General features: G+C 69.0%; 25 protein-coding genes. 13 read left to right on the top strand and 12 right to left on the bottom strand.

Annotation, left to right across the window (positions count from 1 at the left end; translation table 11 throughout):
- Window positions 1-1,264, bottom strand: a 1,264-nt coding sequence (locus AB0E63_RS29585) for a glycoside hydrolase family 36 protein (RefSeq protein ID WP_360373392.1), incomplete at its 3' end; no start/stop codon positions are given.
- On the bottom strand, window positions 1,261-2,154 hold the full coding sequence (locus AB0E63_RS29580) for an EamA family transporter (RefSeq protein ID WP_360373389.1): 894 nt from the start codon (window positions 2,152-2,154) through the stop codon (window positions 1,261-1,263). The genes AB0E63_RS29585 and AB0E63_RS29580, both read right to left, overlap by 4 nt.
- 40 nt (window positions 2,155-2,194) lie before the next feature.
- On the opposite strand from AB0E63_RS29580, the gene AB0E63_RS29575 reads away from it, so the two are divergent.
- Genes AB0E63_RS29575 through AB0E63_RS29560 form a run of 4 tightly spaced genes read left to right on the top strand, consistent with a single transcriptional unit; the run spans window position 2,195 to window position 5,697 of the window.
- The gene (locus tag AB0E63_RS29575; protein WP_360373386.1) at window positions 2,195-2,716 is read left to right on the top strand and encodes a MarR family transcriptional regulator; all 522 of its coding nucleotides are present in this window, start codon (window positions 2,195-2,197) and stop codon (window positions 2,714-2,716) included.
- Between the two features lie 28 nt (window positions 2,717-2,744).
- Entirely contained in the window at window positions 2,745-3,353 is a 609-nt protein-coding gene (locus tag AB0E63_RS29570; protein WP_360373383.1) for a hypothetical protein, read from the top strand.
- The gene (locus AB0E63_RS29565) at window positions 3,350-4,207 is read left to right on the top strand and encodes a YfhO family protein (RefSeq protein ID WP_360373380.1); all 858 of its coding nucleotides are present in this window, start codon (window positions 3,350-3,352) and stop codon (window positions 4,205-4,207) included. The genes AB0E63_RS29570 and AB0E63_RS29565 overlap by 4 nt, the downstream gene beginning before the upstream one ends.
- A 35-nt stretch (window positions 4,208-4,242) precedes the next feature.
- Window positions 4,243-5,697, top strand: a complete 1,455-nt coding sequence (locus AB0E63_RS29560; RefSeq protein ID WP_360373404.1) for a glycosyltransferase 87 family protein — start codon at window positions 4,243-4,245, stop codon at window positions 5,695-5,697.
- On the opposite strand, the gene AB0E63_RS29555 is transcribed toward AB0E63_RS29560, so the two are convergent.
- From AB0E63_RS29555 to AB0E63_RS29535, 5 genes are all read right to left on the bottom strand, one after another.
- Window positions 5,694-6,623: a pyridoxal-phosphate dependent enzyme gene (locus tag AB0E63_RS29555; RefSeq protein ID WP_360373378.1), complete on the bottom strand. Its 930-nt coding sequence runs from the start codon at window positions 6,621-6,623 to the stop codon at window positions 5,694-5,696. The two genes, AB0E63_RS29560 and AB0E63_RS29555, sit on opposite strands and share 4 nt — an antisense overlap.
- Window positions 6,624-6,650: 27 nt before the next feature.
- Window positions 6,651-7,499, bottom strand: coding sequence for a hypothetical protein (locus AB0E63_RS29550; protein WP_360373375.1), 849 nt, complete (start codon window positions 7,497-7,499; stop codon window positions 6,651-6,653).
- A gap of 5 nt (window positions 7,500-7,504) precedes the next feature.
- The gene (locus tag AB0E63_RS29545; RefSeq protein WP_360373401.1) at window positions 7,505-8,716 is read right to left on the bottom strand and encodes a hypothetical protein; all 1,212 of its coding nucleotides are present in this window, start codon (window positions 8,714-8,716) and stop codon (window positions 7,505-7,507) included.
- 125 nt (window positions 8,717-8,841) lie between these two features.
- Window positions 8,842-10,098, bottom strand: coding sequence for a DUF2064 domain-containing protein (locus AB0E63_RS29540; RefSeq protein WP_360373373.1), 1,257 nt, complete (start codon window positions 10,096-10,098; stop codon window positions 8,842-8,844).
- On the bottom strand, window positions 10,095-10,745 hold the full coding sequence (locus AB0E63_RS29535) for a glycosyltransferase family 2 protein (RefSeq protein ID WP_360373370.1): 651 nt from the start codon (window positions 10,743-10,745) through the stop codon (window positions 10,095-10,097). Before AB0E63_RS29535 ends, AB0E63_RS29540 begins: the two co-directional genes overlap by 4 nt.
- Before the next feature lie 122 nt (window positions 10,746-10,867).
- On the opposite strand from AB0E63_RS29535, the gene AB0E63_RS29530 reads away from it, so the two are divergent.
- Together AB0E63_RS29530 and AB0E63_RS29525 are read left to right on the top strand one after the other, a co-directional pair.
- Entirely contained in the window at window positions 10,868-11,566 is a 699-nt protein-coding gene (locus AB0E63_RS29530) for a response regulator transcription factor (RefSeq protein ID WP_360373367.1), read from the top strand.
- Window positions 11,563-12,711 carry a HAMP domain-containing sensor histidine kinase gene (locus AB0E63_RS29525; protein ID WP_360373364.1) on the top strand — a complete coding sequence of 383 codons (1,149 nt, stop codon included), beginning with the start codon at window positions 11,563-11,565 and terminating at the stop codon, window positions 12,709-12,711. The genes AB0E63_RS29530 and AB0E63_RS29525 overlap by 4 nt, the downstream gene beginning before the upstream one ends.
- Here AB0E63_RS29525 and AB0E63_RS29520 read toward each other — a convergent pair.
- Together AB0E63_RS29520 and AB0E63_RS29515 are read right to left on the bottom strand one after the other, a co-directional pair.
- Window positions 12,685-13,722 carry an NAD-dependent epimerase/dehydratase family protein gene (locus AB0E63_RS29520; RefSeq protein ID WP_360373361.1) on the bottom strand — a complete coding sequence of 346 codons (1,038 nt, stop codon included), beginning with the start codon at window positions 13,720-13,722 and terminating at the stop codon, window positions 12,685-12,687. The two genes, AB0E63_RS29525 and AB0E63_RS29520, sit on opposite strands and share 27 nt — an antisense overlap.
- Window positions 13,719-14,495, bottom strand: a complete 777-nt coding sequence (locus AB0E63_RS29515) for an S-methyl-5'-thioadenosine phosphorylase (protein WP_360373358.1) — start codon at window positions 14,493-14,495, stop codon at window positions 13,719-13,721. The genes AB0E63_RS29520 and AB0E63_RS29515 overlap by 4 nt, the downstream gene beginning before the upstream one ends.
- An 86-nt stretch (window positions 14,496-14,581) precedes the next feature.
- Between AB0E63_RS29515 and AB0E63_RS29510 the strand changes: the two genes are divergently transcribed.
- Both AB0E63_RS29510 and AB0E63_RS29505 read left to right on the top strand, forming a co-directional pair.
- On the top strand, window positions 14,582-15,085 hold the full coding sequence (locus AB0E63_RS29510; protein ID WP_360373355.1) for a hypothetical protein: 504 nt from the start codon (window positions 14,582-14,584) through the stop codon (window positions 15,083-15,085).
- Window positions 15,082-16,035: a sigma-70 family RNA polymerase sigma factor gene (locus tag AB0E63_RS29505; protein WP_360373352.1), complete on the top strand. Its 954-nt coding sequence runs from the start codon at window positions 15,082-15,084 to the stop codon at window positions 16,033-16,035. Before AB0E63_RS29510 ends, AB0E63_RS29505 begins: the two co-directional genes overlap by 4 nt.
- A gap of 45 nt (window positions 16,036-16,080) precedes the next feature.
- Here the strand turns inward: AB0E63_RS29505 and AB0E63_RS29500 are convergent, their stop codons facing one another.
- Both AB0E63_RS29500 and AB0E63_RS29495 read right to left on the bottom strand, forming a co-directional pair.
- A complete protein-coding gene (locus tag AB0E63_RS29500) occupies window positions 16,081-16,287 on the bottom strand; it encodes a hypothetical protein (protein ID WP_360373349.1) in 207 nt (68 codons plus the stop codon).
- A 158-nt stretch (window positions 16,288-16,445) separates the two neighbouring features.
- On the bottom strand, window positions 16,446-18,101 hold the full coding sequence (locus AB0E63_RS29495; RefSeq protein WP_360373346.1) for a bifunctional 3'-5' exonuclease/DNA polymerase: 1,656 nt from the start codon (window positions 18,099-18,101) through the stop codon (window positions 16,446-16,448).
- 67 nt (window positions 18,102-18,168) lie between these two features.
- Here AB0E63_RS29495 and AB0E63_RS29490 point away from each other — a divergent pair, with 67 nt between their 5' ends.
- The 5 genes from AB0E63_RS29490 (at window position 18,169) to AB0E63_RS29470 (ending at window position 22,450) form a co-directional block, all read left to right on the top strand.
- Window positions 18,169-19,524: a PLP-dependent aminotransferase family protein gene (locus tag AB0E63_RS29490; protein ID WP_360373343.1), complete on the top strand. Its 1,356-nt coding sequence runs from the start codon at window positions 18,169-18,171 to the stop codon at window positions 19,522-19,524.
- Between the two features lie 72 nt (window positions 19,525-19,596).
- Window positions 19,597-20,496: a pyridoxal 5'-phosphate synthase lyase subunit PdxS gene (gene pdxS, locus AB0E63_RS29485; protein ID WP_360373340.1), complete on the top strand. Its 900-nt coding sequence runs from the start codon at window positions 19,597-19,599 to the stop codon at window positions 20,494-20,496.
- Complete coding sequence (locus AB0E63_RS29480; protein ID WP_360373337.1) at window positions 20,493-21,065, top strand: hypothetical protein; 573 nt, start codon at window positions 20,493-20,495, stop codon at window positions 21,063-21,065. The genes pdxS and AB0E63_RS29480 overlap by 4 nt, the downstream gene beginning before the upstream one ends.
- Window positions 21,062-21,655: a pyridoxal 5'-phosphate synthase glutaminase subunit PdxT gene (gene pdxT / locus AB0E63_RS29475; protein ID WP_360373334.1), complete on the top strand. Its 594-nt coding sequence runs from the start codon at window positions 21,062-21,064 to the stop codon at window positions 21,653-21,655. Before AB0E63_RS29480 ends, pdxT begins: the two co-directional genes overlap by 4 nt.
- Window positions 21,656-21,688: 33 nt before the next feature.
- Window positions 21,689-22,450: a YebC/PmpR family DNA-binding transcriptional regulator gene (locus AB0E63_RS29470; RefSeq protein WP_360373331.1), complete on the top strand. Its 762-nt coding sequence runs from the start codon at window positions 21,689-21,691 to the stop codon at window positions 22,448-22,450.
- A gap of 15 nt (window positions 22,451-22,465) precedes the next feature.
- Here the strand turns inward: AB0E63_RS29470 and AB0E63_RS29465 are convergent, their stop codons facing one another.
- Window positions 22,466-23,080 (bottom strand): hypothetical protein, encoded by a 615-nt coding sequence (locus AB0E63_RS29465; RefSeq protein WP_360373328.1) that lies wholly within the window; start codon window positions 23,078-23,080, stop codon window positions 22,466-22,468.
- Between the last annotated feature and the right edge of the window lie 7 nt (window positions 23,081-23,087).

The following is a 23,087-nucleotide window of genomic DNA, read 5'->3' as shown; positions in this document are numbered from 1 at the left end:
AGAAGCCGACGCCGAAGTCGGTGACCAGCCGGTCGACCGTGTCGTCGAGGTGCTGCCGAGCCAGCGGGTTGCGCAGGTCGAGCAGGTAGCGGCCGTGCTCCGCGACGCGGATGCCGTGCCGGGTGAGGAACGCGTCGTCGGGGAGTTCGCGGGCGATCGGCGCGTCGACCCCGATCACCTCCGGCTCGAGCCAGAGGCCGGGCACCATGCCGCGCTGGTGGATCCGCTCGATCACCTCGCCGAGGCCGTTCGGGAAGCGCGTGGCCGACGGCTGCCAGTCGCCGACCGTGCTCCACCAGTCGCCTTCGGCGTACCAACCGGCGTCGATGCAGAAGTAGTCCGCGCCGACGGCGGCCGCGGCATCGATGAGCGGGAGCAACTTGTCCGTCGTCGGGTCACCCATCAACGTGTTCATGTAGTCGTTGAAGATGACCGGCATCCGGTCGTCGATCGGCCGGCGCTTCCGCACCGCACGGCGCTGGCGAGTGAGTGCGGCGAAGGTGCTGTCGCGATTGGTCCCGGCGACGAGCGACACCGGCACCGTCGTGAACGACTCCGCCTCGGTGAGTCGCACCGTCCACTGGTGCTCCTGGCCGGTCGGCCCGCTGAGCAGGAGGTACCCGCCGCGGCGGTTCTCCCCGAGTTCGTAGTGCCAGGGTCCGTTGTGCTCGATCTGCCAGCCGAGCGCGTACGACGTACCGACCAGGACCCCGACGGGAAGCCGTTCACCGGTCGACCACGAGCCGGTGTTGGTCACGGCGAGCCGGCTCTTCGCGATCGGGAAGTGCGGGTCGCGCACGATCTTCGTCACGCCACTGGTGCGCAGCGATTGCACGGACCAGCGGTTCTCGCCCATCCAATCGTTGGCCGCGGAGTGAAGCTCGGCGTCGACGGACTCCAGGCCGACGACGAGGGACGAGAGGAAGTCCAGGATGAGTTCGCCGGGTTGCGTGAGCGACGCCTCGGACCAGGCCCGGACCCCGGCTCCAGCTTCGAAGACGCTGGTCACGCGGAGACCGGTGTCGGCGTCCTCTTGCACGATGCGCAGGGTCGAGCCGGTGTCTTCGTGGGTGACGTAGCGCAGGCGCCGGCCGAGGACCGTGTCGACGTGACGGTTGGTGCCGGGGGAGCGCCCGTACCCGATCGCGGACACCTCCACGAGCGGTTGGGTCAGCTCACGGTCGGACCCGGTGATCAGCCGCACCGGCCCGTCGTCGATCGCGAACGTCAGGGTCAGCTCCGGCGTACTCCACTCGAGGTTCATCGATAAACCTTAGAAGGCTCCTCCCTTCGGACCTCAACCCCTGATCCGCGTCGTGGACGGCTCAGTGTGATCCCCAGCAGCACCAGTGCCAGCCCGAGCACCTGCCGAAGGGTCAGCACCTCACCCGACACCAGTACGCCGAGCAGTACGCCGGTCACTGGGTTGAGCAGCCCGATCAGTCCGACCGTGGCGGCGGTCAGATGACGCAAGCCGGTGAACCATGCGGTGAACGCGAGTGCGGTCGCGATCAACCCGACGTACGCGAAACCGGCGAGCGCCGGGCCGTCCAACCTCGGCGGCGCACCCTCGAAGATCACCGCGAACGGGACCAGCACCAGACCACCCGCGATCAGTTGCCAGGAGGTCGTCGCGAGCGGACCGTCGGCGCGGCCCCACTGCTTGGCGAGGATGTACCCGCAGGACGACATCGTGAGGGCCGCGACCGAAGCGGCGACTCCGCGCAGGTCGACCGCTGTCGACCCCGCGCCGAGCAGGCGGAAGACACCGGCGATCCCAGCCGCGGCGCCAGTCAGCACTGCAGCGGTCGGCCGTTCCGCGAGCAGCGCCCAGGCGAACAACGCCATGGTCAGCGGCGAGGCGGACATGATCGTCGACGCCAGGCTGACCGGCAGTAGCTGCGACGCCAGGTAGATGAGCGCGAAGAACGCGCCCATGTTGCACACGCCGAGCAGCAGCGACCGCCACCACCACATCCCGCGCGGGCGGCGCCGGGCCAGGCAGAGCAGGAGTACGCCGGCCGGCAGCGCCCGGAACACCGCGCCGTACAAGGGGTAGCCGGCGGGCAGGTACTCGTGGGTGACGAAGTAGTTCGTGCCCCAGGCCACCGGGGCGATCGCGGTGACGAGCACCCAGCGGAAAGTATTTTCCATGGAAACTATTATATCTTCCGTGGAAGATATAGTCAGTGGCATGACCGACGACCGGGTGGCCAGGATCCAGGCGGAGTGGGCGCGGGAGCGGCCGGACGTCGACACGGGTCCGCAGGGCGTGATCGGCCGGCTGCACCGGATCGCGAACCACCTGACCGGCGAGCTGACCCTGCTCTACGCGCAGTACGGGCTGTCCGAAGGGGAGTTCGACGTACTCGCGGCACTGCGTCGCGCGGGAGCGCCGTACGAGCGTGCTCCGGGGGAGATCGCGCTGCACACGATGGTCACCACCGGAGCGGTCACCAAGCGGGTCGACCGGCTCGAGCAAGCGGGCCTGGTCCGGCGCCGCCGCAGTGACGACGACGGTCGCGGTCGCGTCGTCCGGCTCACCCCGGCCGGCAAGCGCCTGATCGACAAGGCCTTCGCCGCTCACATGGCCAATGAGCAACGGCTGCTGAACGAAGCGCTGACTCCGGCTGATGCCCAGCAGTTGGAGCGGCTGCTGGCTGCCTGGCTGGCCCGGATCGAGACCCCGGACAGCGACCAGGGCACCACGGTCTGATCCGAAAAGGCCTCTTTTACCGGTCTAGATGAGAATTTTGCCTCGCGCGCAAAGGCAAGGGCAACGTCGTACGCCGAGCCTCACCGGTGCCACCGGCCTGTTGTTCGGCCGGGAGATCACCGACATGCTCAGCGGCTATCGAGCGTTCTCACGGCGGTACGTCAAGTCGTTCCCGGCGTTGTCGCGGGAGTTCGAGATCGAGACCGAGCTGACCATCCACTCGCTGCACCTGCGGGTCCCGGTCGCGGAGATACCGGTCGGATACAAGGAACGCCCCAGCGGTGGTGAGAGCAAGCTGCGCACCTACCGCGACGGTGTGCGCACTCTGCGGTGGATTCTGAGCCTGACCCGGCTCGAAAGGCCAACGCTCTTCCATGGTGTCCTGGCCGGCGTGCTCGGTATGGTGGCGCTGATTCTCGGTGCACCCGTCGTACTGGACTATCTCGACACCGGCCTGGTGCCGAGGTTCCCGACCGCCGTCCTGGCCTCGTCGATCGGTCTGGTTGCCATCCTGATGCTCGTGCTCGGCTACGTGCTCGATGCTGTCGGGCGCAGCCGGCAGGAAGCCGCGCAGCTGACCTACCTCAAGCATCCAGCGCCGTCTGCCTCGGTTGCCGAGTCCCGGCAGGCAGTATGAGGAGGAGGTTCCCCTGGCTCGGCCGTCACTGGCCGGTCCTGGTCGCCGCGGCGGCGGCCGGTACGACGTTCGTCGCGAGCGGGATCATCCGCGGGACGTACCCGTTCGGCGACCGCGCCCGGAGCACCAACGACCTCGGTCAGCAGTTCGTCCCGATGTACGCACACCTGCGCGACGTCGTCACCGGTCAGGCGCCCGGCGATCTGCTCTTCAACTGGTCGAGCGGGTTCGGCGTTCCGTTCCTTGGCGATCTGATGGCGTACGTCGGTTCGACGCTGTCGTGGATCGCACTAGTGCTACCTCGCGACCAGATCGACCTGGCGCTGTTCTTCGTCGCGGTCGCCGCGATCTCGCTCGGCGCCGGCGCGATGACGGCGTACCTGCGTCGCCTGCGTCCGGCCGGACCTGTCTGGCTCGCGATAGCGGCCGGGGTCTCGTACGGCGCCTGCGCCTGGGCGATCGATGACGCGGCGTACATGACCGTGTGGCTGAACGGGATGATCGCTTTCCCGGTGCTCTGCCTGCTCTGCGAGTGGATCCTGCGCCGGCGGTCGATACCGTCGATGCTGGTGACGCCGTTCGTCGTCGCGCTGCTGTGGACGTCGCATTTCTACACGGTGTACATGGCAACGATCGGTGCGGCCATCGTCGTCGTGGCGCGCATCCTGTCGTACGACGCTGTGGTGTCCTGGCGTGATCGCCTGACCGGCGCGTTGCGCTGCATCGTTGCCGTCCGACCCGCCGCCGCTCTACGACCTGAGCTTGGTCTTTCTGGCAGGCGATCTGGACCGGACCACTACCGGGCTGACGGCGCGCGGCCCTGCCTGCACTGGGCTTCAGGCACCTGTGGGTAACCTCTCCTGGTCGCCAGGTGAGCCGATAGGAGATGATGCCCACCGTGACCGGACCACGTACCCAGGACGCGCAGGACCGGCAGCCGCCGACCGAGGTCGATCCGGCTGTCGCCGGCCTGACCGTTGGGCTCGGTGGGCCGACCGGCCGGTTCGCCCGGCTGAGCTCGTCCTGGTGGACGCCGCTGCGGATCGCGCTCGCGGTGTGCACGATCACGTTCGGTCTCGGCGTACTGCAGAAGGCGCCGTGCATGGACGCCGGCTGGGACCGGCAGAGCTGGCGGCCGTTCAAGGCGCTCTGCTACTCCGACATCGGGTTCCTGTACCAGGAGCGTGGTTTCGCCGAGGGCAACCGGCCGTTCCTGGACACCGGCAACTACCCGGTGCTGGAGTACCCGGTGCTCACCGGCGGCTTCATGGAGGTCGCGGCGAGGATCACCTGGCTGTTCACCGGAGACCCGAAGAAGGACCTGACCGTCGAGCAGAAGCGCGACACGGCGGGCGTGTTCTTCGTCGTCAACGTGGCGATGCTGTTCATCTGCGCGCTGTTCATGGTCGGCTTCACCCTCGCCACCGCACGCGGCGTCGAATCGCGCCCGGGTGCGGCCCGAGGGCAGCCACTGGACGCGCTGTACGTCGCCGCCGCGCCAGTACTCGCGCTCACGTCGACGATCAACTGGGACCTGTTCGCGGTCGCGCTCACAGCCGGGGCGATGTTCGCCTGGTCGCGCGGGAGACCGATCTGGTTCGGCATCCTGCTCGGGTTGGGGACGGCAGCGAAGTTCTATCCGTTCCTGCTGCTCGGGCCGCTGCTGATCGTGTGCATCCGGGGCCGCAAGCTGTGGCCATGGTTCCAGGCGACGATCGCCGCGGCGGTCGCGTGGGGTCTGGTGAACGCGCCGATCTATCTGCTGGCGAAGAACGAATGGATGTCGTTCTGGACGTTCAACGATCAGCGGGAGAGTGACTACGGCTCGATCTGGTACGTGCTGAAGCTGGCCAAGCACGAGGTCGCGGACGTCAACCAGCTGAACATCGTGATCTTCGCCGGCCTGTGCCTGTCGATCGCGATCCTCGGGTTGATGGCGCCACGACCACCTCGCTTCGCCCAACTGGCGTTCCTGGTGGTGGCGGCGTTCCTGCTGATCAACAAGGTCTACTCACCGCAGTACGTGCTGTGGCTGCTGCCGTTGGTGGCGCTGGCCCGGCCGCGGTTGCGGGACTGGCTGATCTGGCAGGCGTGCGAGTGTTTCTACTGGATGCTGGTGTGGATGCATCTGGCCCAGTTCCTCGCGCCCGGCAATCCGGAGGTGCCGGATCGGATCTACTGGTTGTCGGTGATCCTGCGGATGGCCGGGACGCTCTGGCTGATGCTGGTGGTGGCGCGCGACATCCTGCTGCCGGAGCACGATCCGGTTCGCCAGGGTGACCTGGTCGACGATCCGAGTGACGGGGTCAGGTCCGGCGCGCAGGCCCGGTTGGTTCCCGCCTAGAGCATCAGCTTCGAGACGTCCAGGTTGCCGCCGCTGACCACAGCGGCGGTGACCCCGTCGAGTTGAATGCTGCCCTCGAGCAGGGCGGCGAACGGTGCGGCGGCTGCTGGTTCGAGGGCGAGTTTGGTCCGCGACATCACCAGCCGCGTCGCTTCCAGCAGCGCCTCCTCACTCACGCGTACGACGGTGTCGACGTACTGCTGGATGAGCGGGAGGTTGCGCGTGCTGCAGACCGGCGCGGCCAGCCCATCGGCGATCGAGCGGGCCGTCGGGAGCTTCTGCGGCTCGCCGGCCGCGAGGCTGCGGCTGACCACGTCGGCCTGCTCGGGCTCGATACCGATCACGCGGATCGTAGGCTTCACGAGCTTGACCGCCGTCGCGACGCCCAAGATCAGCCCGCCGCCGCCGACCGGGACGAGCACGGTGTCGAGGTCGGGACGATCCTCTAGCAGCTCGAGGCCGAGGCTGCCGTGCCCGGTGATCACGTCCTCGTCGTCGAACGGGTGAACGCCGGTCAGCTTGCGCTCGTCCCGGATCCGCTCGTACTCCGCCATCAGGTCACCCTCGACCAGTTCTACGGTCGCGCCGTACCCGCGGGCCGCGTCCACCTTGGCCGGTACGGCGGTCTTCGCCATCACCACGGTCGCCGGCACACCGGCGTTCCGGGCGGCCCACGCGAGTGCGCCCGCCGCGTTGCCGGCCGAGACCGTGATCACGCCGCGGTCCCGCTCCTCGGCACTCAACCGGAGCAGCTTGGTCAGCAGACCGCGCACCTTGAAACTGCCGGTCTTCTGGAACAACTCCGCCTTCAACGCGATCTCACCGCCGAACCGCTCGTCCAGCGCGCTGGAGCTCAGCATCGGGGTGCGGTGGATGCGGCCGTCCAACTGTCGCGCGGCCTGGCGGATATCGTCGAGCGTCGGCATGCCCCGACCCTATCCGGCGGCCGCGAGCTAGACGCGGGCCGCGACGGTGGCAGCGAGCTTCTGGGTTGCTTGCGGGGAGTGGGGGAGGAACAGGTAGGGCTCGATCAGTTCGAGCTCCATCAGGAGGAAGCGGCCGTTGACGACCACACCGTCGACGCGTGCGTACGCCGGCGTGGCACCCGCCGCCTCCAGGGCCGTCCGGGCACCGTCCAGTACGGCGGGCGCCGGGTCGATGAGGATCGAGTGGCCGCCGTGGTGTTCCTGGACCCGGTAGTCACCGGCTGCCGGGCGCTTCACGACGGCGTGCGTGTACTCACCGTCGATGAACATCAGGGACCATTCGCCGCCGGTGAGGATCTCGGACTGGAACGGCTGGACCAGGTAGACGAGGTCCGGCAGCTCATCCAGGGCTCGGTCGAGCTCCGCGGACCCGGCCAGGCCGCGGATCGTGTGCAGGGCGCTCGCGCCGACGATCGGCTTGACGACGATCTCCTGGCCGGTCAGCCCGGCGACCACCTCGCGCAGGCAGGCACCGGCGGCGACCTGGGACGGCACGATCGCGACACCACGCTCGCGGAGCTCGAGCAGGTACCGCTTGTCGCCGTTCCAGCGGACCAGACCGCTGTCGTTCAGCACGGGGACGCCGGCCTTGTCGAGTTGTGCGAGCCATTCGGTGAACTCGTCGTACCGGCGGTGGTAGTCCCAGACCGAGCGCAGCAGGACGGCGTCGTACCCGGACCAGTCGACGGACGGGTCGGTCCAGATCTCGACGACCGGGTCGAGGTCGGCGGCGCGGAGGGCGTCGACGAGCGGGAGGTCGTGCTCGTGCAACTCGGCGAAGTCGGCCGAGGTCGCGAGGGCGATGGGTTTCGTCACGCCGATCAGTGTTGGGTGGCGAACGTCGGCGCGTCAAACGCCTTTGCTGTAGCGGTTCGGCGACGGATCGTGAGGGCGATGACAACGATGACAGCCGCCGTGAGGTGGATCAGGCCCTGCCGGGTGTCGTGCCCGAAGCTCGCGTAGGCCAGGTACGACGCCAGCGGTACGGCGAGCCACTCGGGCCGGCGCGCGAGGACCGCGAGCGCGATCAGCGGGAGGCCGTACCACGGGTAGGTCGGGGTGGCGATCAGCAGCGCGGCGCCGTACAGCCAGCAACAGGTGACGGCGATCGGGTCGTGTTTCGCCCGCCGGAAAGCCGTCGCTGCCAGGGTCAGCGCGAGGGCCGCGGCGACCAGCTGACGGGCCTCAGGAGGCAGCAGGAGCGCGAGAATCGCCGATCGGGAGCTGCCGTCGTCGAAGCCTTCCTGGGTCAGGTAGCCGGGCAGGAAGCCGAGCACCAAGGTGCCGGCGGCAAGGAGCTGCGGGACGTACGACGCGATGAAGGTGCCAACGGCAACTATTGGTCGCCGGCCGCGGATGGCCGGGAGCAGCAGGAGCGGCAGCAGCTTCACGCTCGCGGCCGCGCCGAGGAGGACCGCGGCGAGCTTCGGGCGTCGGGTGGCGGTGACGACCGCGGCAGCGATCAGGAGCGCGGCGAGGACGTCGATGTGTGCGGCGTTGCCGGCCTCGAGGGCGACGATCGGTGACCAACCCCACAGAGCCGCCCACCTGGGTTCCTGTACGGCGAGTAGCCAGGTGAGTGCTAAGGCGATCAACGCTGCTGCAATCTGGAGACCGAGTGTCCCGGCGGACCACGGCGTGAAGAACGCGACCACCGTGAAGTAGGCCTGCGCGACGGGCGGGTAGATGGTCGGCACGCGCGGCCGGTTGATCCGCGTCCTCGGGTCATCCTGCGAGAGCGCCGCCAGCGCCGCCGGGTCCTTGGGCACCCGCGGTGGTCCGGTCACCCCCGACCGCTCGGTCGGCCCTAACCCCGGAAACAACACGGGATCCCGCAACCGCGCCAGGCTGTCGTCCAACGGCACCCGCGCGTACGGCGAGTGGCCCGACAACTGCACCCGCCCGTCCCACACGTACCGGTAAGCGTCCGTACTGGTGAGCGGCCCCTGCATAACCCCGGGCACCTGACAAAACGCAGCAACCACCACCACGGTCATCACGGTGAGCCCCTTGACCCACCACACCACCCCCATCACCACCAAACACCCCACCACAAGCACCAAATTCGGCCACCACTCCCCAGCCGAAGCCCCAATCACCCCACCACAACACCCCACCGCCACCACACCCCCCACAACCCCCCGCATCCGCCGGGGCATTAGGCGGATCGGCGGAGGGTTAGGAAGGCTCGGTGGGCGGCTCGCCAGTCTTCGGTGGGGTGGAGGTTGGCGTGGCGGGCGTGCCGGAGGACGGCGCGGGTGCCGACTCTTGCCCAGGGCAACGGTGTGGAGCGGCGGCCGGTGGAGCTGCGCAGGACGATCGGGGCGGGGTCGTCGAGGTCGTCGTCCGGGTCGACCTCGACCAGGACGAGTCCGTCGGGGCGGACGAGTTCGGCGCAGCGACGGAGCAGGTCGGCCGGGTCGCCGCCGATCCCGATGTTGCCGTCCATCAGCAGCACACTGCCCCAGCGCCCCTCACCCGGCAGCCGATCCTGCACCGGCCGCCGCAACGCCGCCGCGCCACGGGCCGTCGTGAGCGACACCGCCCGTGGCGACACATCGACCCCCAACGCGACGATCCCTCGCTCCGCCAGCGCGGTCACGATCCGTCCCGGCCCGCAGCCGATGTCGAGGACCGGACCTTCACACCGGCTCAGCGCGAGCCGGTCGACCTCGTCCGCGGGCGACTGCCAGCGGTCGAGTTCGGACAGCGACGGTACGGTCCGACCATCGATGCCGGTAGCAACGACTCGCGCCGTACCGCCCAACGCCTGCTCGAACAGCAACCCCGGATGGGCCGCATGCCGCAGCCGCTGATGAAGCCGGGACATGCGCAACGACGGATGCGCGGCAGCAATCAACCCGGCGTCACGAGGCGTATCCATGTCGCGCAAAGTCGGCAACAGCATCACCCGCAGTCCGAGTGCTCGCAGCCGCCGCAGTTGGTCGCGGCCGGTGTGATCGGTGGACATCGGTACGCCGATCAACGCCCGCCGATCAGGCACCCGGAGTCCGAGGCACCAATAGCCACCGTCGTCGGTCAGCCCAAGGACAGCGTCGTACCCAGGCCACCGGAACCCCAGCAGAGCAGGCGTCACCTGAGGCGTGTCCATGCCGACGAGCAACATCGGGGTACCGTCGAAAGCGTCCTCGAACGCTGCCGCCAGCCGCTCGGCCAACCCGTCTCCACGCTGCCCGACCACGTCGAAGCCATCTGGGAGCCAAGGACCAGGCGAGCCGTCGAGCGCGAGGACCCGGCGCGAGGCCGGCGCCGAGCGCACCGCACTCAGCGTGTCCGCGAGCGACGCCCGGGCCAGCACCGCAGCCTCGTCAGCGCTGAACTCGGTCTGCAGCCGCGTCTTCACCCGCCCCGGAACCGGCTCCTTCGCGATAACGATCAGCGTCCCGCGGGTCACCTCGCCAGCACCTTCGACATGTCGAGGACGGCCCGGGCCGCGCCGAGCGGCGTACCGGTGACTTTGGACCGCCCGGAGCGCGGCAGGTAGTCGACATCGACCTCCGCGATCCGCCAACCGGCGTCGGCGGCGCGGACCACGGTCTCCAACGGGTACCCGGATCGCCGGTCCAGCAGCCCAAGGTCCAGAAGCGCGGTACGCCGGGCCGCGCGCATCGGGCCCAGATCGTGCAAGCGGATCCCGGTACGGCGTCTGATCCGGCGGGACAACTCGGCGTTCGCCCACCGAAGATGCCACGGCCACACGTCCCGGGACACTGCCCGTCGCCGGCCGACCATGAGATCGATCGACCCGGCCAGCACCGGAGCGGTCACCCGGACCAGCTGCCGCGGATCCAACGACGCGTCAGCGTCCATGAACGCGACCACCTCCGCCTCGGCTGCTTCCAGGCCGGCCTGACACGCGGCGCCGTACCCTTTCGCCGGGCACCGGACGACGGTCGCGCCCAGATCCGCGGCCACCTCCGCTGAACCGTCGGTGGAACCGTTGTCGACGACAACCGCCCGCACCCCGGCCGGCAACCGTTCGAGCACCCAGGGCAGGGCGGCAGCCTCGTTGAGGCACGGCAGGACGAGATCGACTGACACACTTCGACCGTAGGGAACATCGGTCCCGACAACGGACCGAGCGCGACTACGGATCGCTTACATCGCGACGCCGTACGGTGGGGACCGGGGGTGCGGCCGATCCGAAGATCTAGGCTCTAGGCGTGGCTACTCGTGTGCTCGTGGTCGACGACGACCCGACTGTGTCCAACGTCGTCTCGGCGTACCTGACCAAGGCCGGGTACGACGCCCGCGTGGTGGCCGACGGCGTCGCGGCGGTCGAAGTCTGGCAGCAGTGGAAACCGTCGGTCGTCGTCCTGGACGTGATGCTGCCCGGACTGTCCGGGCTGGAGGTGCTGCGCCGGATGCGCGCGGCCGACGACGGGGCCGCGGTGATCATGCTGTCCGCGCGCGGCGAGGAGGAGGACCGGCTGGTCGGGCTGGAGGTCGGCGCGGACGACTACGTGGTCAAGCCGTTCAGCCCGCGGGAGCTCACGCTGCGGGTGCAGGCCATGCTGCGGCGCGAGGAACGGCTGGCCGGGCTCGACCTGACGCCGACCAAGCTGAGCGCCGGCCCGATCACGATCGACACGGCCGCCCGGATCGCCTACCTCGACGGCACGGAGCTCGCTCTGACCCATCGCGAGTTCGACCTCCTCGCGTATCTGGTGTCGCATCCCGGCAAGGCGTACACGAAAGCCGAGTTGCTCCGGCGCGTGTGGGGGTGGGACTTCGGCGACTCCTCGACCGTCACCGTGCACGTACGGCGGCTGCGGGAGAAGATCGAGGTCGATCCGTCCGATCCCCGGCTGGTACTCACGGTGCCGCGGACGGGCTACCGGTTCGTCGGGGACGCCGAATGAACAAGGACATGTTCACGATCCTGGCGCTCACCACGTTGTGGACGCTGGTCGTGGCGGCCCTCGGGGCCGGGATCCTGTGGCAGTTCCGGCGGCGGTCGTTGCGGATCACGATGATCGTGGCGGCGCTGGCGCCGATGGCGGCCGCGTTGGCCGCGGTGCTGCAGAGCGTGCGGGCGATGTTCATCTCCGAGCACGACTCGTGGGTCGTGCTCTGGACGCTCGCGTTCGCGGCCCTGCTCGGGCTGGGGATGTCGGTCCTGCTCGGGCACTGGATCAGCACGGGATCGCGCGACGTGGGCCGGCGGTTGCGTCACCTCGGGACGTCGTACGAGGCGCCGGTCGCACTGGCCGGTGCGGTGCCGGCCGAGCTGGCGGAATTGGCGGACGAACTGGAGATGACGCGTCGGAAGCTGGCGGCGTCACATGAACGCGAGCGTGCGCTGGAGGCGAGCCGGCGGGAGCTGGTGGCCTTCATGTCCCACGATCTTCGGACGCCGCTCGCCGGGTTGCGGGCCTTGTCCGAGGGGCTCGAGGACGGCGTGATCGACGACGTACCCGGCGCTCTGCGGCAGATGCGCGCGACGGTGGATCGGATGACCGGGTTGGTCGACGACCTGTTCGAGCTGTCCCGGTTGTCGGCGGCGCCTCCGCCGCGCCGCCGGTCGGCGGTCAGTCTGCGAGAGCTGGCCGAGGACGTGGCGGGGGAGAACGGTGAGCACGCACGGTCTTCGGGTGTCGGGCTCAAAGTGTCGACGCCGTCGGACAACGATCGGCTCGCCGTCCAGGGTGATCCCGACGAGCTCACCCGCGCCGTCACCAACCTGGTCGGCAACGCGATCCGTCACACCTCACCCGGTGGGACGGTGACCCTGGCCGTCGACCGCGAACCCGACGGCCGCGTCCGGCTCGCCGTCACGGACGGCTGCGGCGGCATCCCGGCCGATGACCTCGAGCGCGTCTTCGACATCGGCTGGCGCGGCGACGAGCAGCGCACCCCGGACGCCGATTCGTCGACCGGTGGCGGACTCGGTCTCGCGATCGCGCGCGGAGTCGTGGAGTCCCACGACGGCCAGATCGGCGTCAGCAACGTGGATGGCGGCTGCGCCTTCCAGATCGACTTACCACCGGTGCCCGCCGGCAACTAGGTCGGCGAGGCCTGTCGTGAGGTCGTAGGCGGGCTTCCATCCGAGGGTGTCCTTGAGCCGGGCCGACGAAGCGGTGATGTGGCGGACGTCGCCCAAGCGGTACTGCCCGGTGACGACCGGAGCCGGTCCGTTGTAGGCACGGGAGAGCGCTGTCGCGACGTCGCCGATGGTCTGCATGGTGCCGCTGCCGACGTTGTAGGCGGTGAACGCCGGCTGGTGGGGGAGTGCGGCGGCAGACATGGTGACGGCCGTGGCGATGTCCCGGACGTGGATGAAGTCGCGCCGCTGGCGGCCGTCCTCGAACACCCTCGGCGCCTCACCGCGCTCCAGCATCGAACGGAAGATTGCCGCGACCCCGGCGTACGGCGTGTTCCGCGGCATGCCAGGCCCGTAGACGTTGTGGAACCGGAGAGCGCTCACTCTCCCGCCGGTTTCGCGTGCCCACGACGCGGCCAGGTGCTCGCCGTTCAGCTTGCTGGCCGCGTAGGCGTTGCGTGGATCGAGGAGCGCGCTCTCTGCGACCAGACCCGGCCGGAGCTGAGCGCCGCAGATCGGGCACGGTGGTTCGAAGCGACCCGCCTCGAGATCCTCGGTACGGCGTGGACCGGGCGCCACCTGACCGTGCTGATCACAGTCGTAGCGGCCCTCGCCGTACACGACCATCGAACTGGCATAGACGACGTGCCGGATCTTCGTGTGCGCGAGTTGCCGGAGCAGGACCGCCGTACCGAGGCTGTTGCTCGAGACGTAGTCGTCCAAATCGTCGAGGTCGACGCCAAGCCCGACCTTCGCGGCGAGATGGATCACGGTATCGATGCCGTCCAGCGCCGCCGCCACAGTGGCCCCGTCGCGCACATCACCGACGATCAGCCCGGGTCGCGGCGCCGGCTTGTGCGTATGCACGTCCGGTCGAAACGAGTCGAGCACCACCACTTCGTGGCCTTCAGCAACGAGTTGGTGGCGGACCTGCCGTCCGATGAACCCGGCGCCGCCGGTCAGCAGAACCCTCACCGGGCAGCCGCCGTACCGTCGAGGGCGTGGCGGCAGCTGCAGTCGGCGTCCGGCTTCGGCAGCTGACCGATCACCTCGGTGAGCAGGTGCCGCAGGCGCTCGATGCTCTCGCCGAAGACCTTGAACACCTCCGCCTGCGTGACGCCTTCGCCCGTCTGGATCCCCGCGTCGTGGTCGGTGACGAGCGCGATCGATGTGTAGCAGAGCGCGAGTTCGCGGGCGATCGACGCTTCGGGCGCGCCCGTCATACCGACGATCGACCAGCCCTGCGCCGCATGCCAGGCGGACTCGGCGCGAGTGGAGAAGCGCGGTCCGTTGATGACCACCATCGTGCCCCCGGGTACGACGTTGCCCGCGGCAATCACCGTCGCCCGGCCGGTGGGACAGTACGGGTCGGCGACGGACGTGTGCACCACCGGCCGGCCGTCGTACACCGTGTGTTCGCGCCCCCAGGTGCGGTCGACGTACTGATCGGGTACGACGAACGTGCCCGGCACGAGCTCCGGTTTCAACGAGCCGACCGCACACGGCCCGAGTACCTGCCGTACGCCGAGCTCCCGCAGGGCCCACAGGTTGGCTCGGTAGTTGACGCGATGCGGCGGGAAGCGGTGATCGGCACCGTGCCGGGGGATGAACGCGACCGCACGCCCGTCGAGTTCGCCGACCACGGGCGGCTCGCTGGGCGGGCCGAAGGGTGTGTCGAGCTCGACGGTCTGTGCGTCGGACAGGAACGAGTAGAAGCCGGAGCCACCGATCACGCCGATATCAGCCATGATCCCGACGCTAGTGCCGCGCGGCGGGGCGACTACCGGATTCGGCCAGACCGTCAGCGCTCTGTAATCGATGATCGAATGGTGCCGTGAAGGTCTCCTGGGCGCTGCTCGCGATCGGCGTGGTGCTGCTGCTGCTCGGCGCCTACGCGAGCTGGACCGCCGGGCGGCTGGACCGCCTGCACCACCGCGTGGACCTCGCCCGGGCCTCCCTCGAGACCGAGCTTTCCCGCCGGTCCGCCCTGGTCGCCGAACTGGCAGGCACCGGCATCCTCGACCCCGCGTCGTCCTTGCTGTTGCTCGACGCGGCGCATCGCGCCCGGACCGCGCCGCTGGATGCGCCCGCCGATCTGGAGGCGCGCGAGCAGGCGGAGTCCGCCCTGACCCGCGCGATCCATGCCACCGGCACCGATGTCGAACCGTGGGCCGGCGAGTTGAGCCTGGCTCAACGGCGGGTCCAGTTGGCGCGCCGCTTCCACAACGACATCGTGGTGTCGACGCGCGACCTCCGCCACCGCCGCCTGGTCACCTGGTTCCGCTTGGCCGGCCACGCGCCGATGCCGTGCACGATCGAACTGGAGGACGGGCGTTGACGTTCGAGGAGCAGGCCGAGCGATACCGGCACGAACTGCGGGTGCACTGCTACCGGATGCTTGGCTCGTACGACGATGCCGAGGACATGGTCCAGGAGACCTACCTCCGTGCCTGGCGTGCCCGCGACACCTTCGACGGACGCTCGTCGTTGCGTGCCTGGCTCTACCGCATCGCCACCAACGCGTGCATCGACGACGTACGACGTCCGCAGCGAGTCCTCCCGTATCAGTTGGAACCGGCAACCTTTCCAGCGACGGCGCTACCGCCTCGCGAGGACATCCCGTGGCTCCAGCCGTTCCCCGACGTACTCCTGGACCGCGCCGAGGAACCTGATGCGGTGGCGATCCGGCGGGAGACGATCGAGCTCGCTTTCCTGATCGCGATCCAGCACCTGCCACCCCGCCAGCGCGCCGTGCTGATCTTCCGCGACGTCCTCGGCTGGCCCGCCCGCGAAACGGCGTCGGTCACCGACCTGACGGTTGCCGCGGTCAACTCCGCCCTCCAACGAGCGCGCCCGGTCCTCCGCGAGCACCTGCCCCCGCACCGGTCCGAGTGGTCCGCCGCAACCCCGTCGCCTCAGGAACAGGAACTGCTGAACAAGTACGTGGCCGCCTGGCATGCCGCTGATCCCGAGGCGCTCGCAGCCCTTATGCACGAGGACATCCGCATCACGATGCCGCCGTACCCGTTCTGGTTCGAGGGCCGCAAGGACGCCGTACGCTCGCTGGTCCCCAACCTCACGCCCGCCTACCGCGGTCACTGGCGCTTCCTGCCCACCACCGTCAACCGCCAGCCCACGCTGGGCGCATACCTACAACCCCCGGACACCTCGGCCTACCGCCCGTTCGGCCTGGACATCTTCCGCATCGAACAAGGCCTGATCGCCGAACTGACCGCGTACGAAACCACCGACTTCAACCGTCTGGGGCTTCCCGCCGAACTGCCGTGATCCTTGGCGACGCTGTGCGGCGTCACCAAGGATCACGCCGGCATCTCAGACGCCGTGTTCGTTGCCTCGCTTCGGGGTGCGCCGGGAGAAGTCTCCGGTCACCCGCCCCTTGGTGTCGCGGACCTTGCCGTCGTCACCCAGGCCGCCCGACCGGGCGGCCTTCTTGGCTTGACGGCCCGACAAGGTACCGCCGTTCTCCACCGCATCCCGCCGCTGCTGGGCCTTCTTGTCGCCCCATGCCATGCGCCTCACGTCCTTCACTTTGTCGTGACGAATCCCCCGTGAAGTGCCTTGCTTTCTGACGAACCCGGCGAATGTACTGCTGTCGTCAAGACGCCGACACCCGATGCGAAGCATCAGTTCGGTTACGTCGGACGGTCTGACGCGCGGGTCGGCGAATCCGTTCCGGTTTACTTCGCGTCGGCGTACGTCGTGACTGTGGCGGTGGTGAACGCGAAGCGCGTGGAAGTCCGGCCGAACGTGAGGGTGCCGGCCAGGTCCGAGGCGGTCTGGATGGCGTCGGCAACGGTAGCGGCTTCGTCCGCGGGGCAGTGGACGATGACCTCGTCGTGCTGGAAGAAGACCAGCTCTGCCTTGAGGTCCGCCAAGGATTGGCGAAGTGCCGCGAGCATGAGCAACGCCCAGTCGGCGGCTGAACCTTGGACGACGAAGTTGCGGGTGAAGCGGCCGCGGGCTCTGGCATGGCGGGCGTCGGTCTGTGGCTCGTCCGCGGGTGGGCCCTCCAACTGAGCGGCGTCCAGGGGAGTGCCCGCAGGTGGGCACGTCCGACCCAACCACGTGCGCACCAACCGGCCTTCCTCACCGGCCCGTGCCGCGTCGTCCACGTAGGCGACCGCCGACGGGAATCGCTTGCGCAGCATGGCCAGATTCTTCAACCCATCGCCGGACGTCTGACCATAGATCGCACCCAGTACGGCGACCTTGGCCGTCGCGCGATCGCCCGAGAACGCCTTGTCCGAAACGGCCTTGTAGAGATCACCGGCGTCGCTGGCCACCTCCATCAGAGCGGGGTCTCGAGAGATCGCGGCGAGGATGCGAGGCTCCAACTGCGACGCGTCGGCGACGACCAAGCGCCACCCCGGATCGGCGACGACGGCTCGGCGGATGACCTTGGGGATCTGCAGACCGCCGCCTCCATTGGTGATCCAGCGACCAGAGACTGTCCCACCGGGGACGAAGCCGGGCCGGAAACGGCCGTCATGGACCCAGTCGTGCAACCACGACCAGCCGTTGGCGGTGTAGATGCGATAGAGCTTCTTGTACTCGACCAGTGGCGCGACCGCCGGATGGTCGATCGTCTCCAGCTCCCAGCGACGCGTCGACTTCAGCTGATGACCCGCCTGCTTGAACGCCTTCAGTACGTCGGCCGGCAGATCAGGCCGCACCCGCCGGCCGAACGCCGCCGACACCTCGTCCGCAAGCTCGGTCAGCCGCCGCGGCTCTCCGGTCCCGCCGAAACGATCGCCGAGCAACTCCGCGAGTACGTCGCGATGCGCGGACTCACTCCACGGCAGCCCGGCGCGATCCATCTCGGCGGCGATCAGCATCCCCGACGACTCCGACGCCGTGAGCAACCGCATCCGATCCGGGTGCTCGGTGAGACCATGCCGCCTCAGTTGGTCGGCGTACACCCTGAGGAGCGCTTCGAAGGCCACGGGCTCGGCGGCGATCTCGAAAAGCGATGACTGCTCGCCTGGCACGACGCCTCGCAGCGGCGGATCGGGTGGCACCGGTCCACCACTCAACCGCGCCCAAGCCGCAGCCGCCGAACGGGGCTCGCCCAGCCTTCCCTCGTGCCCGAGCAGCAGCCCCTCGGTGTTCTCGACGTCATAGCAGCGCTCGACCCGCACGCCGCTCGCCAGCAACCGGGGGTAGATCTCCGCCGACGACCGCCACACCCAGCGCGTCACCTGAGGGCGCGAGGCCACCGCAGTCGGCAGGTCCGGCTCGTGCAGCACCTCACCGGCAGGCTGACCGTCCGGATGCAGGGCGACGAGCACCGCTCCGCCACCCTCCTCCGGCGCAATCGCCCACCGCTCGTCCATACCCGAATCCAATCACCCGGCATGGACAGTCCTCGGTTCATCAGGCCAGTGGTGGCAGACTGGACTTATGTGGCGGGAGGCTGACCTCGATACGGCGGACGGGACGAAGACCGAGCAGGTCGAGGCGCTCGTGCTGCGGCGGATCGAACGGGGGGACCTCTCGATCGGCTCCCGGCTGCCGTCGGAGCGGGTGCTGGCGGACCGCCTGGGCCTCAGCCGGGTGACCGTCGTCCGCGCGTTGGAGAACTTGCGGGCGGACGGCGTACTGGAGACCAGGCGGGGCTCCGGGACCGTGGTCCGGCCGCTCGATCGGCTCCTGGACCCGATCGCGCCGGCGTCCACGGTGACGGCAGGGGATCAGCCCGTGCTGGATCTACGCTTCGCCACGACGGCAGCGCCGCACGATGTGGCTGAGGTGGCGGCTCAGATCGTGCAGGATGGTCTCCCGCAGGCCATGGGCGGAGACGGGCCGCCGCCGGGCGGCTCTTTGGAGCTACGTACGGCGCTCGCCGAGCGGCTGACCCTGGAGGGCGTACCAACCGAGCCGGACCAGTTGACTCTCACCGTCGGCGCAGCAGCCGGTTTGAATGCCGCACTGGCCGGACTGGACCTCGGACCGGGTGTAGCGATCACCGAGACACCGACGTACCCGGCCGCCTTCGACCTGCTCAGAAAACACCGCCTGGATGTAGCAGGTTGGCCGGCCGGCGTCTGGGACACCGACCAGCTCGCACACCTCTGCCGACGACACCGCCCGAAGGTCATCTACCTCCAGGCCGACAACCACAACCCAACCGGCCTGAGCCTCCCGGCAGATCGCCGTACGGCGGTAGTCGAGATAGCACGCCGGTACGGCGCAGCACTGATCAGCGACGAGACCATGCGACCGCTTTGGCTGGCCGGCGGGAAGCAAGCGGAGCCACTGAGTCGCTACCCGCGCACGGTCAGTGTGGGCTCGCTCAGCAAGACCGTGTGGGGCGGACTGCGCGTCGGCTGGGTCAGAACCGGTAAACAGCTCCGCAGACGCATCAACACCGCCGCACAGCTCAGCGTCGCGTCACCCAGCGCTCTCGACGACCTCCTGGCCCAGGCCATCGTCCAGAAGCTCGACAAGGTGATCAGCCGCCGCCGTACTCGGCTGCGCGCCAACCTGACCGCTCTGGAGGCAGGACTCAGGACACTTGACGGTGTGGCGTGGCCCACGCCCACAGGCGGGATGACCCTATGGCTGGAGCTGACCGAGACCAGAGCGCGCCGAGTGCTGGAGGCAGCGCGTGAGCACGGTCTGCTGCTCGGTGCCGGCGACCTGTTCACGCCGGAGGGGACGGACCGGCGGCACATCCGGATTCCGTTCACCGCGCCGCCCGCCACGCTCCGGCTGGTGGTCGCCCGGCTCGGCGAAGCGCTGGCTCAGTCCACTTGATCTGAGGTGGACTGAGGATTGATGCCGCCCGCCCCCTAACCTGGAACCGAGCCCCACGACCAGGAGGATGCAGTGACCGAGAACCAGACTCCCCAGACCGGTACCGCGAAGGTGAAGCGCGGCATGGCGGAGATGCTCAAGGGCGGCGTGATCATGGACGTCGTCACCGCCGAGCAGGCCAAGATCGCCGAGGACGCGGGTGCTGTCGCGGTGATGGCGCTGGAGCGGGTTCCGGCCGACATCCGCGCCCAGGGCGGCGTCTCCCGGATGAGCGACCCGGACATGATCGACTCGATCATCGCCGCCGTGTCGATCCCGGTGATGGCCAAGGCCCGGATCGGTCACTTCGTCGAGGCGCAGGTGCTGCAGAGCCTCGGTGTCGACTACATCGACGAGTCCGAGGTGCTCACCCCGGCCGACTACGCCAACCACATCGACAAGTGGAACTTCACCGTTCCGTTCGTGTGTGGTGCGACCAACCTGGGCGAGGCGCTGCGCCGGATCACCGAGGGTGCGGCGATGATCCGCTCCAAGGGCGAGGCCGGCACCGGTGACGTGTCCAACGCGACCACCCACATGCGCCAGATCCGCCAGGAGATCCGCAAGCTGCAGAACCTCCCCGAGGACGAGCTGTATGTCGCCGCCAAGGAGCTGCAGGCGCCGTACGAGCTGGTCAAGGAGGTCGCCCAGCTCGGCAAGCTCCCGGTGGTGCTGTTCACCGCCGGCGGGATCGCCACCCCGGCCGACGCCGCGATGATGATGCAGCTCGGCGCCGAGGGTGTGTTCGTCGGCTCCGGCATCTTCAAGTCCGGCAACCCGGCGCAGCGCGCCGAGGCGATCGTCAAGGCCACCACCTTCTACGACGACCCGGACGTGCTCGCCAAGGTCTCCCGCGGTCTGGGCGAGGCCATGGTCGGCATCAACGTCGACGAGATCCCGCAGCCGCACCGGCTCGCCGAGCGCGGCTGGTGACGACCCCCGAGGGGCTGCTCGCGGTGGACGAACGGACCGCCCGGGAGCTGCGGGGTCTGGCCCGCGTCCTGGTGCGGTCCGGGTACGCCGACCACGCGGCGATCACGGCCGCACTGACCGAGGCGGTTCAGGAGGACGCTCCGTCGATGGACGCGGCCACCCTGGTGCCGCTGCTGATCGGCGAAGCGGTGATCGACCTGAACGCCGAGGCGGCCGATTGGCCGTCGGCGACGGATCCGGACCGGCTGGACGCCGTACTGTCCGAGCTGGAGTCCCGAGGCATCGTGGTCGTCCGCTACACGTCGGACCACCACGCCGCCCGGCAGGCGCTGGAGGCTGCCGCGGACCCCCGGGGATTGGTCTTCTTCACCGATACGGACGTCTGGCACGCCGTGGACTTCGGGATGCTCGAGCTGAAGGTCTGGCACCCCGACACAGCCAACGTCGCCCCCGGCGAGCCGCTCCTCGAGGACTTACTCGCGCTGTTGCACCAGCACGACCTCCCGGCCGTCTTCGACGAAGGCCGGATCGAGGTCACGCTCAACTGGCAACGAAGGGTGACGCTATGACCGTGATCGGTGTGTTCGCGCTGCAGGGGAATGTGCGGGAGCACCTGGCCATGCTGGCCGACGTCGGCGTCGAGGCCCGGCCGGTACGGCGTCCGTCCGAGCTGGAGCAGGTCGACGCGCTGGTGCTGCCGGGTGGCGAGTCGACCACGATGGACAAGCTGGCCCGCTCGTTCGAGCTGTTCGAGCCACTGCAGAAGCGGATCGCGGACGGGATGCCGGTCTTCGGCACCTGTGCCGGAATGATCATGCTGGCGAACGAGATCACCGGCGGGATCGAGGGCCAGGAGACGCTCGGCGGACTGGACGTGACGGTCCGCCGGAACGCGTTCGGGCGGCAGGTGGACTCGTTCGAGGCGGATCTGGAGTTCGCCGCGTTCGACACGCCGTACCACGCCGTGTTCATCCGGGCACCGTGGGTGGAGCGGGTCGGGCGGGACGTCGAGGTACTCTCGACGGTGAGTTCAGGCCCCGCCGCGGGTAGGATCGTCGCGGTCCGCCACGATCGGCTGCTGGCCACGTCGTTCCATCCGGAGATGACCGGGGACGCGAGGCTGCACGGCTACTTCGCCGAGCTGGTCCGCGGGCTCTGAGTCGATAGCGGTAAAAGAAGGGTTGGGTTCGCCATGTCAGGCCACTCCAAGTGGGCCACCACGAAGCACAAGAAGGCCGTCGTCGACGCGAGGCGCGGCAAGCTCTTCGCGAAGCTGATCAAGAACATCGAGGTGGCCGCCCGGATGGGCGGTGGCGACCCTGGCGGGAACCCGACCCTGTACGACGCCATCCAGAAGGCGAAGAAGTCCTCGGTCCCGAACGACAACATCGACCGCGCGGTCAAGCGTGGTTCCGGTGCCGAGGCCGGCGGCGCGGAGTACCAGACGATCATGTACGAGGGCTACGGCCCGAACGGCGTGGCGATGCTGGTCGAGTGCCTGACCGACAACCGCAACCGGGCCGCCGCCGACGTCCGTACGGCGATGACCCGCAACGGCGGCTCCCTGGCCGACCCGAACTCGGTCGCCTACCTGTTCAACCGCAAGGGCGTCATCGTCGTCGCCAAGAACCAGGACGGTAAGTCGCTGTCCGAGGACGACGTGATGGAGGCCGTGCTCGAGGCGGGCGCCGAGGAGGTCAACGACCTCGACGAGTCCTGGGAGGTCGTCACCGAGGCGACCGACCTGGTCCCGGCCCGGACCGCGCTGCAGGACGCCGGCATCGACTACGAGTCGGCCGACGTCCAGTTCGTCCCGTCGATGACGGTCGAACTGGACGCCGACGGCGCCGGCAAGATCTTCCGCCTGATCGACGCCCTCGAAGACAGCGACGACGTCCAGAACGTCTACGCCAACTTCGACGTCTCCGACGAAATCATGGCCGAGGTCGGCTGACCTCACAGTGCGAGCTCAGGGGTTGACGATCTGGTCGCCGACCAGGGCCAGGGTCTGGATGGCGGCCAGGCCGTAGAGGGCTGTGGTGTTGGTGGAGACCCACTTCGCGGCCTTCGTCGGGTTCAGGGTGGAGTCCACGTACGCACCGCACTCGGACGTCTGCTCTTCGCGGGTGGCGTTGAACAGGCGGCAGTACTGCAGCCACGCCGCCTCGAACGCCGGCAGGTCCACCAGGTCGATCAGCTCGGCGCAGATCTCCACCTGACCGAACATCGCGCTCAGGTGCGACACACTGACCGTCTTCTCGGTCACCGGCGCGAAGCGACCGGTGTCCAGGTCATAGAGCCCACCACCGGTGACGAACCCGTTCGGCATCGCCCCGATCGTCTCCATCGTGCCGAGCAGCTTGGCGTGAGCAACGTCGGCCTTGGGTCCCTGACGCTCCCATTCCGTCAACCACGCGGCCGCCAGACCACTCCAGTCCGTACCAAGGCCGATCGCCGCGGCGCTGCCGTCGGCGGACTGGAGTGCGAAGGACTGGTTGGCTGGTACGGCGCCTTTCGGCCACGGCGTACCCCACGTCGTGACGGCGGCCGTGGTCGGCTTGCCTTCCAGCCAGGTGAGTTTCACTTCCGGT

Origin of the sequence: Kribbella sp. NPDC026596 (assembly GCF_040638415.1) — a bacterium.
In the GTDB taxonomy this organism is placed as follows: Bacteria; Actinomycetota; Actinomycetes; order Propionibacteriales; family Kribbellaceae; genus Kribbella.
This window is presented reverse-complemented; position numbering and strand designations above follow the sequence as displayed.

Excerpts from the sequence above, each read along its gene's own strand:
- AB0E63_RS29570 (WP_360373383.1), top strand. The coding sequence starts at position 2,745 with ATGAGAATTTTGCCTCGCGCGCAAAGGCAAGGGCAACGTCGTACGCCG.
- AB0E63_RS29555 (WP_360373378.1), bottom strand. The coding sequence starts at position 6,623 with ATGCCGACGCTCGACGATATCCGCCAGGCCGCGCGACAGTTGGACGGC.
- AB0E63_RS29565 (WP_360373380.1), top strand. The coding sequence starts at position 3,350 with ATGAGGAGGAGGTTCCCCTGGCTCGGCCGTCACTGGCCGGTCCTGGTC.
- pdxT (WP_360373334.1), top strand. The coding sequence starts at position 21,062 with ATGACCGTGATCGGTGTGTTCGCGCTGCAGGGGAATGTGCGGGAGCAC.
- AB0E63_RS29525 (WP_360373364.1), top strand. The coding sequence starts at position 11,563 with ATGAACAAGGACATGTTCACGATCCTGGCGCTCACCACGTTGTGGACG.
- AB0E63_RS29560 (WP_360373404.1), top strand. The coding sequence starts at position 4,243 with ATGCCCACCGTGACCGGACCACGTACCCAGGACGCGCAGGACCGGCAG.
- AB0E63_RS29575 (WP_360373386.1), top strand. The coding sequence starts at position 2,195 with ATGACCGACGACCGGGTGGCCAGGATCCAGGCGGAGTGGGCGCGGGAG.
- AB0E63_RS29490 (WP_360373343.1), top strand. The coding sequence starts at position 18,169 with ATGTGGCGGGAGGCTGACCTCGATACGGCGGACGGGACGAAGACCGAG.
- AB0E63_RS29580 (WP_360373389.1), bottom strand. The coding sequence starts at position 2,154 with ATGGAAAATACTTTCCGCTGGGTGCTCGTCACCGCGATCGCCCCGGTG.
- AB0E63_RS29545 (WP_360373401.1), bottom strand. The coding sequence starts at position 8,716 with ATGGGGGTGGTGTGGTGGGTCAAGGGGCTCACCGTGATGACCGTGGTG.
- AB0E63_RS29515 (WP_360373358.1), bottom strand. The coding sequence starts at position 14,495 with ATGGCTGATATCGGCGTGATCGGTGGCTCCGGCTTCTACTCGTTCCTG.
- AB0E63_RS29470 (WP_360373331.1), top strand. The coding sequence starts at position 21,689 with ATGTCAGGCCACTCCAAGTGGGCCACCACGAAGCACAAGAAGGCCGTC.
- AB0E63_RS29495 (WP_360373346.1), bottom strand. The coding sequence starts at position 18,101 with ATGGACGAGCGGTGGGCGATTGCGCCGGAGGAGGGTGGCGGAGCGGTG.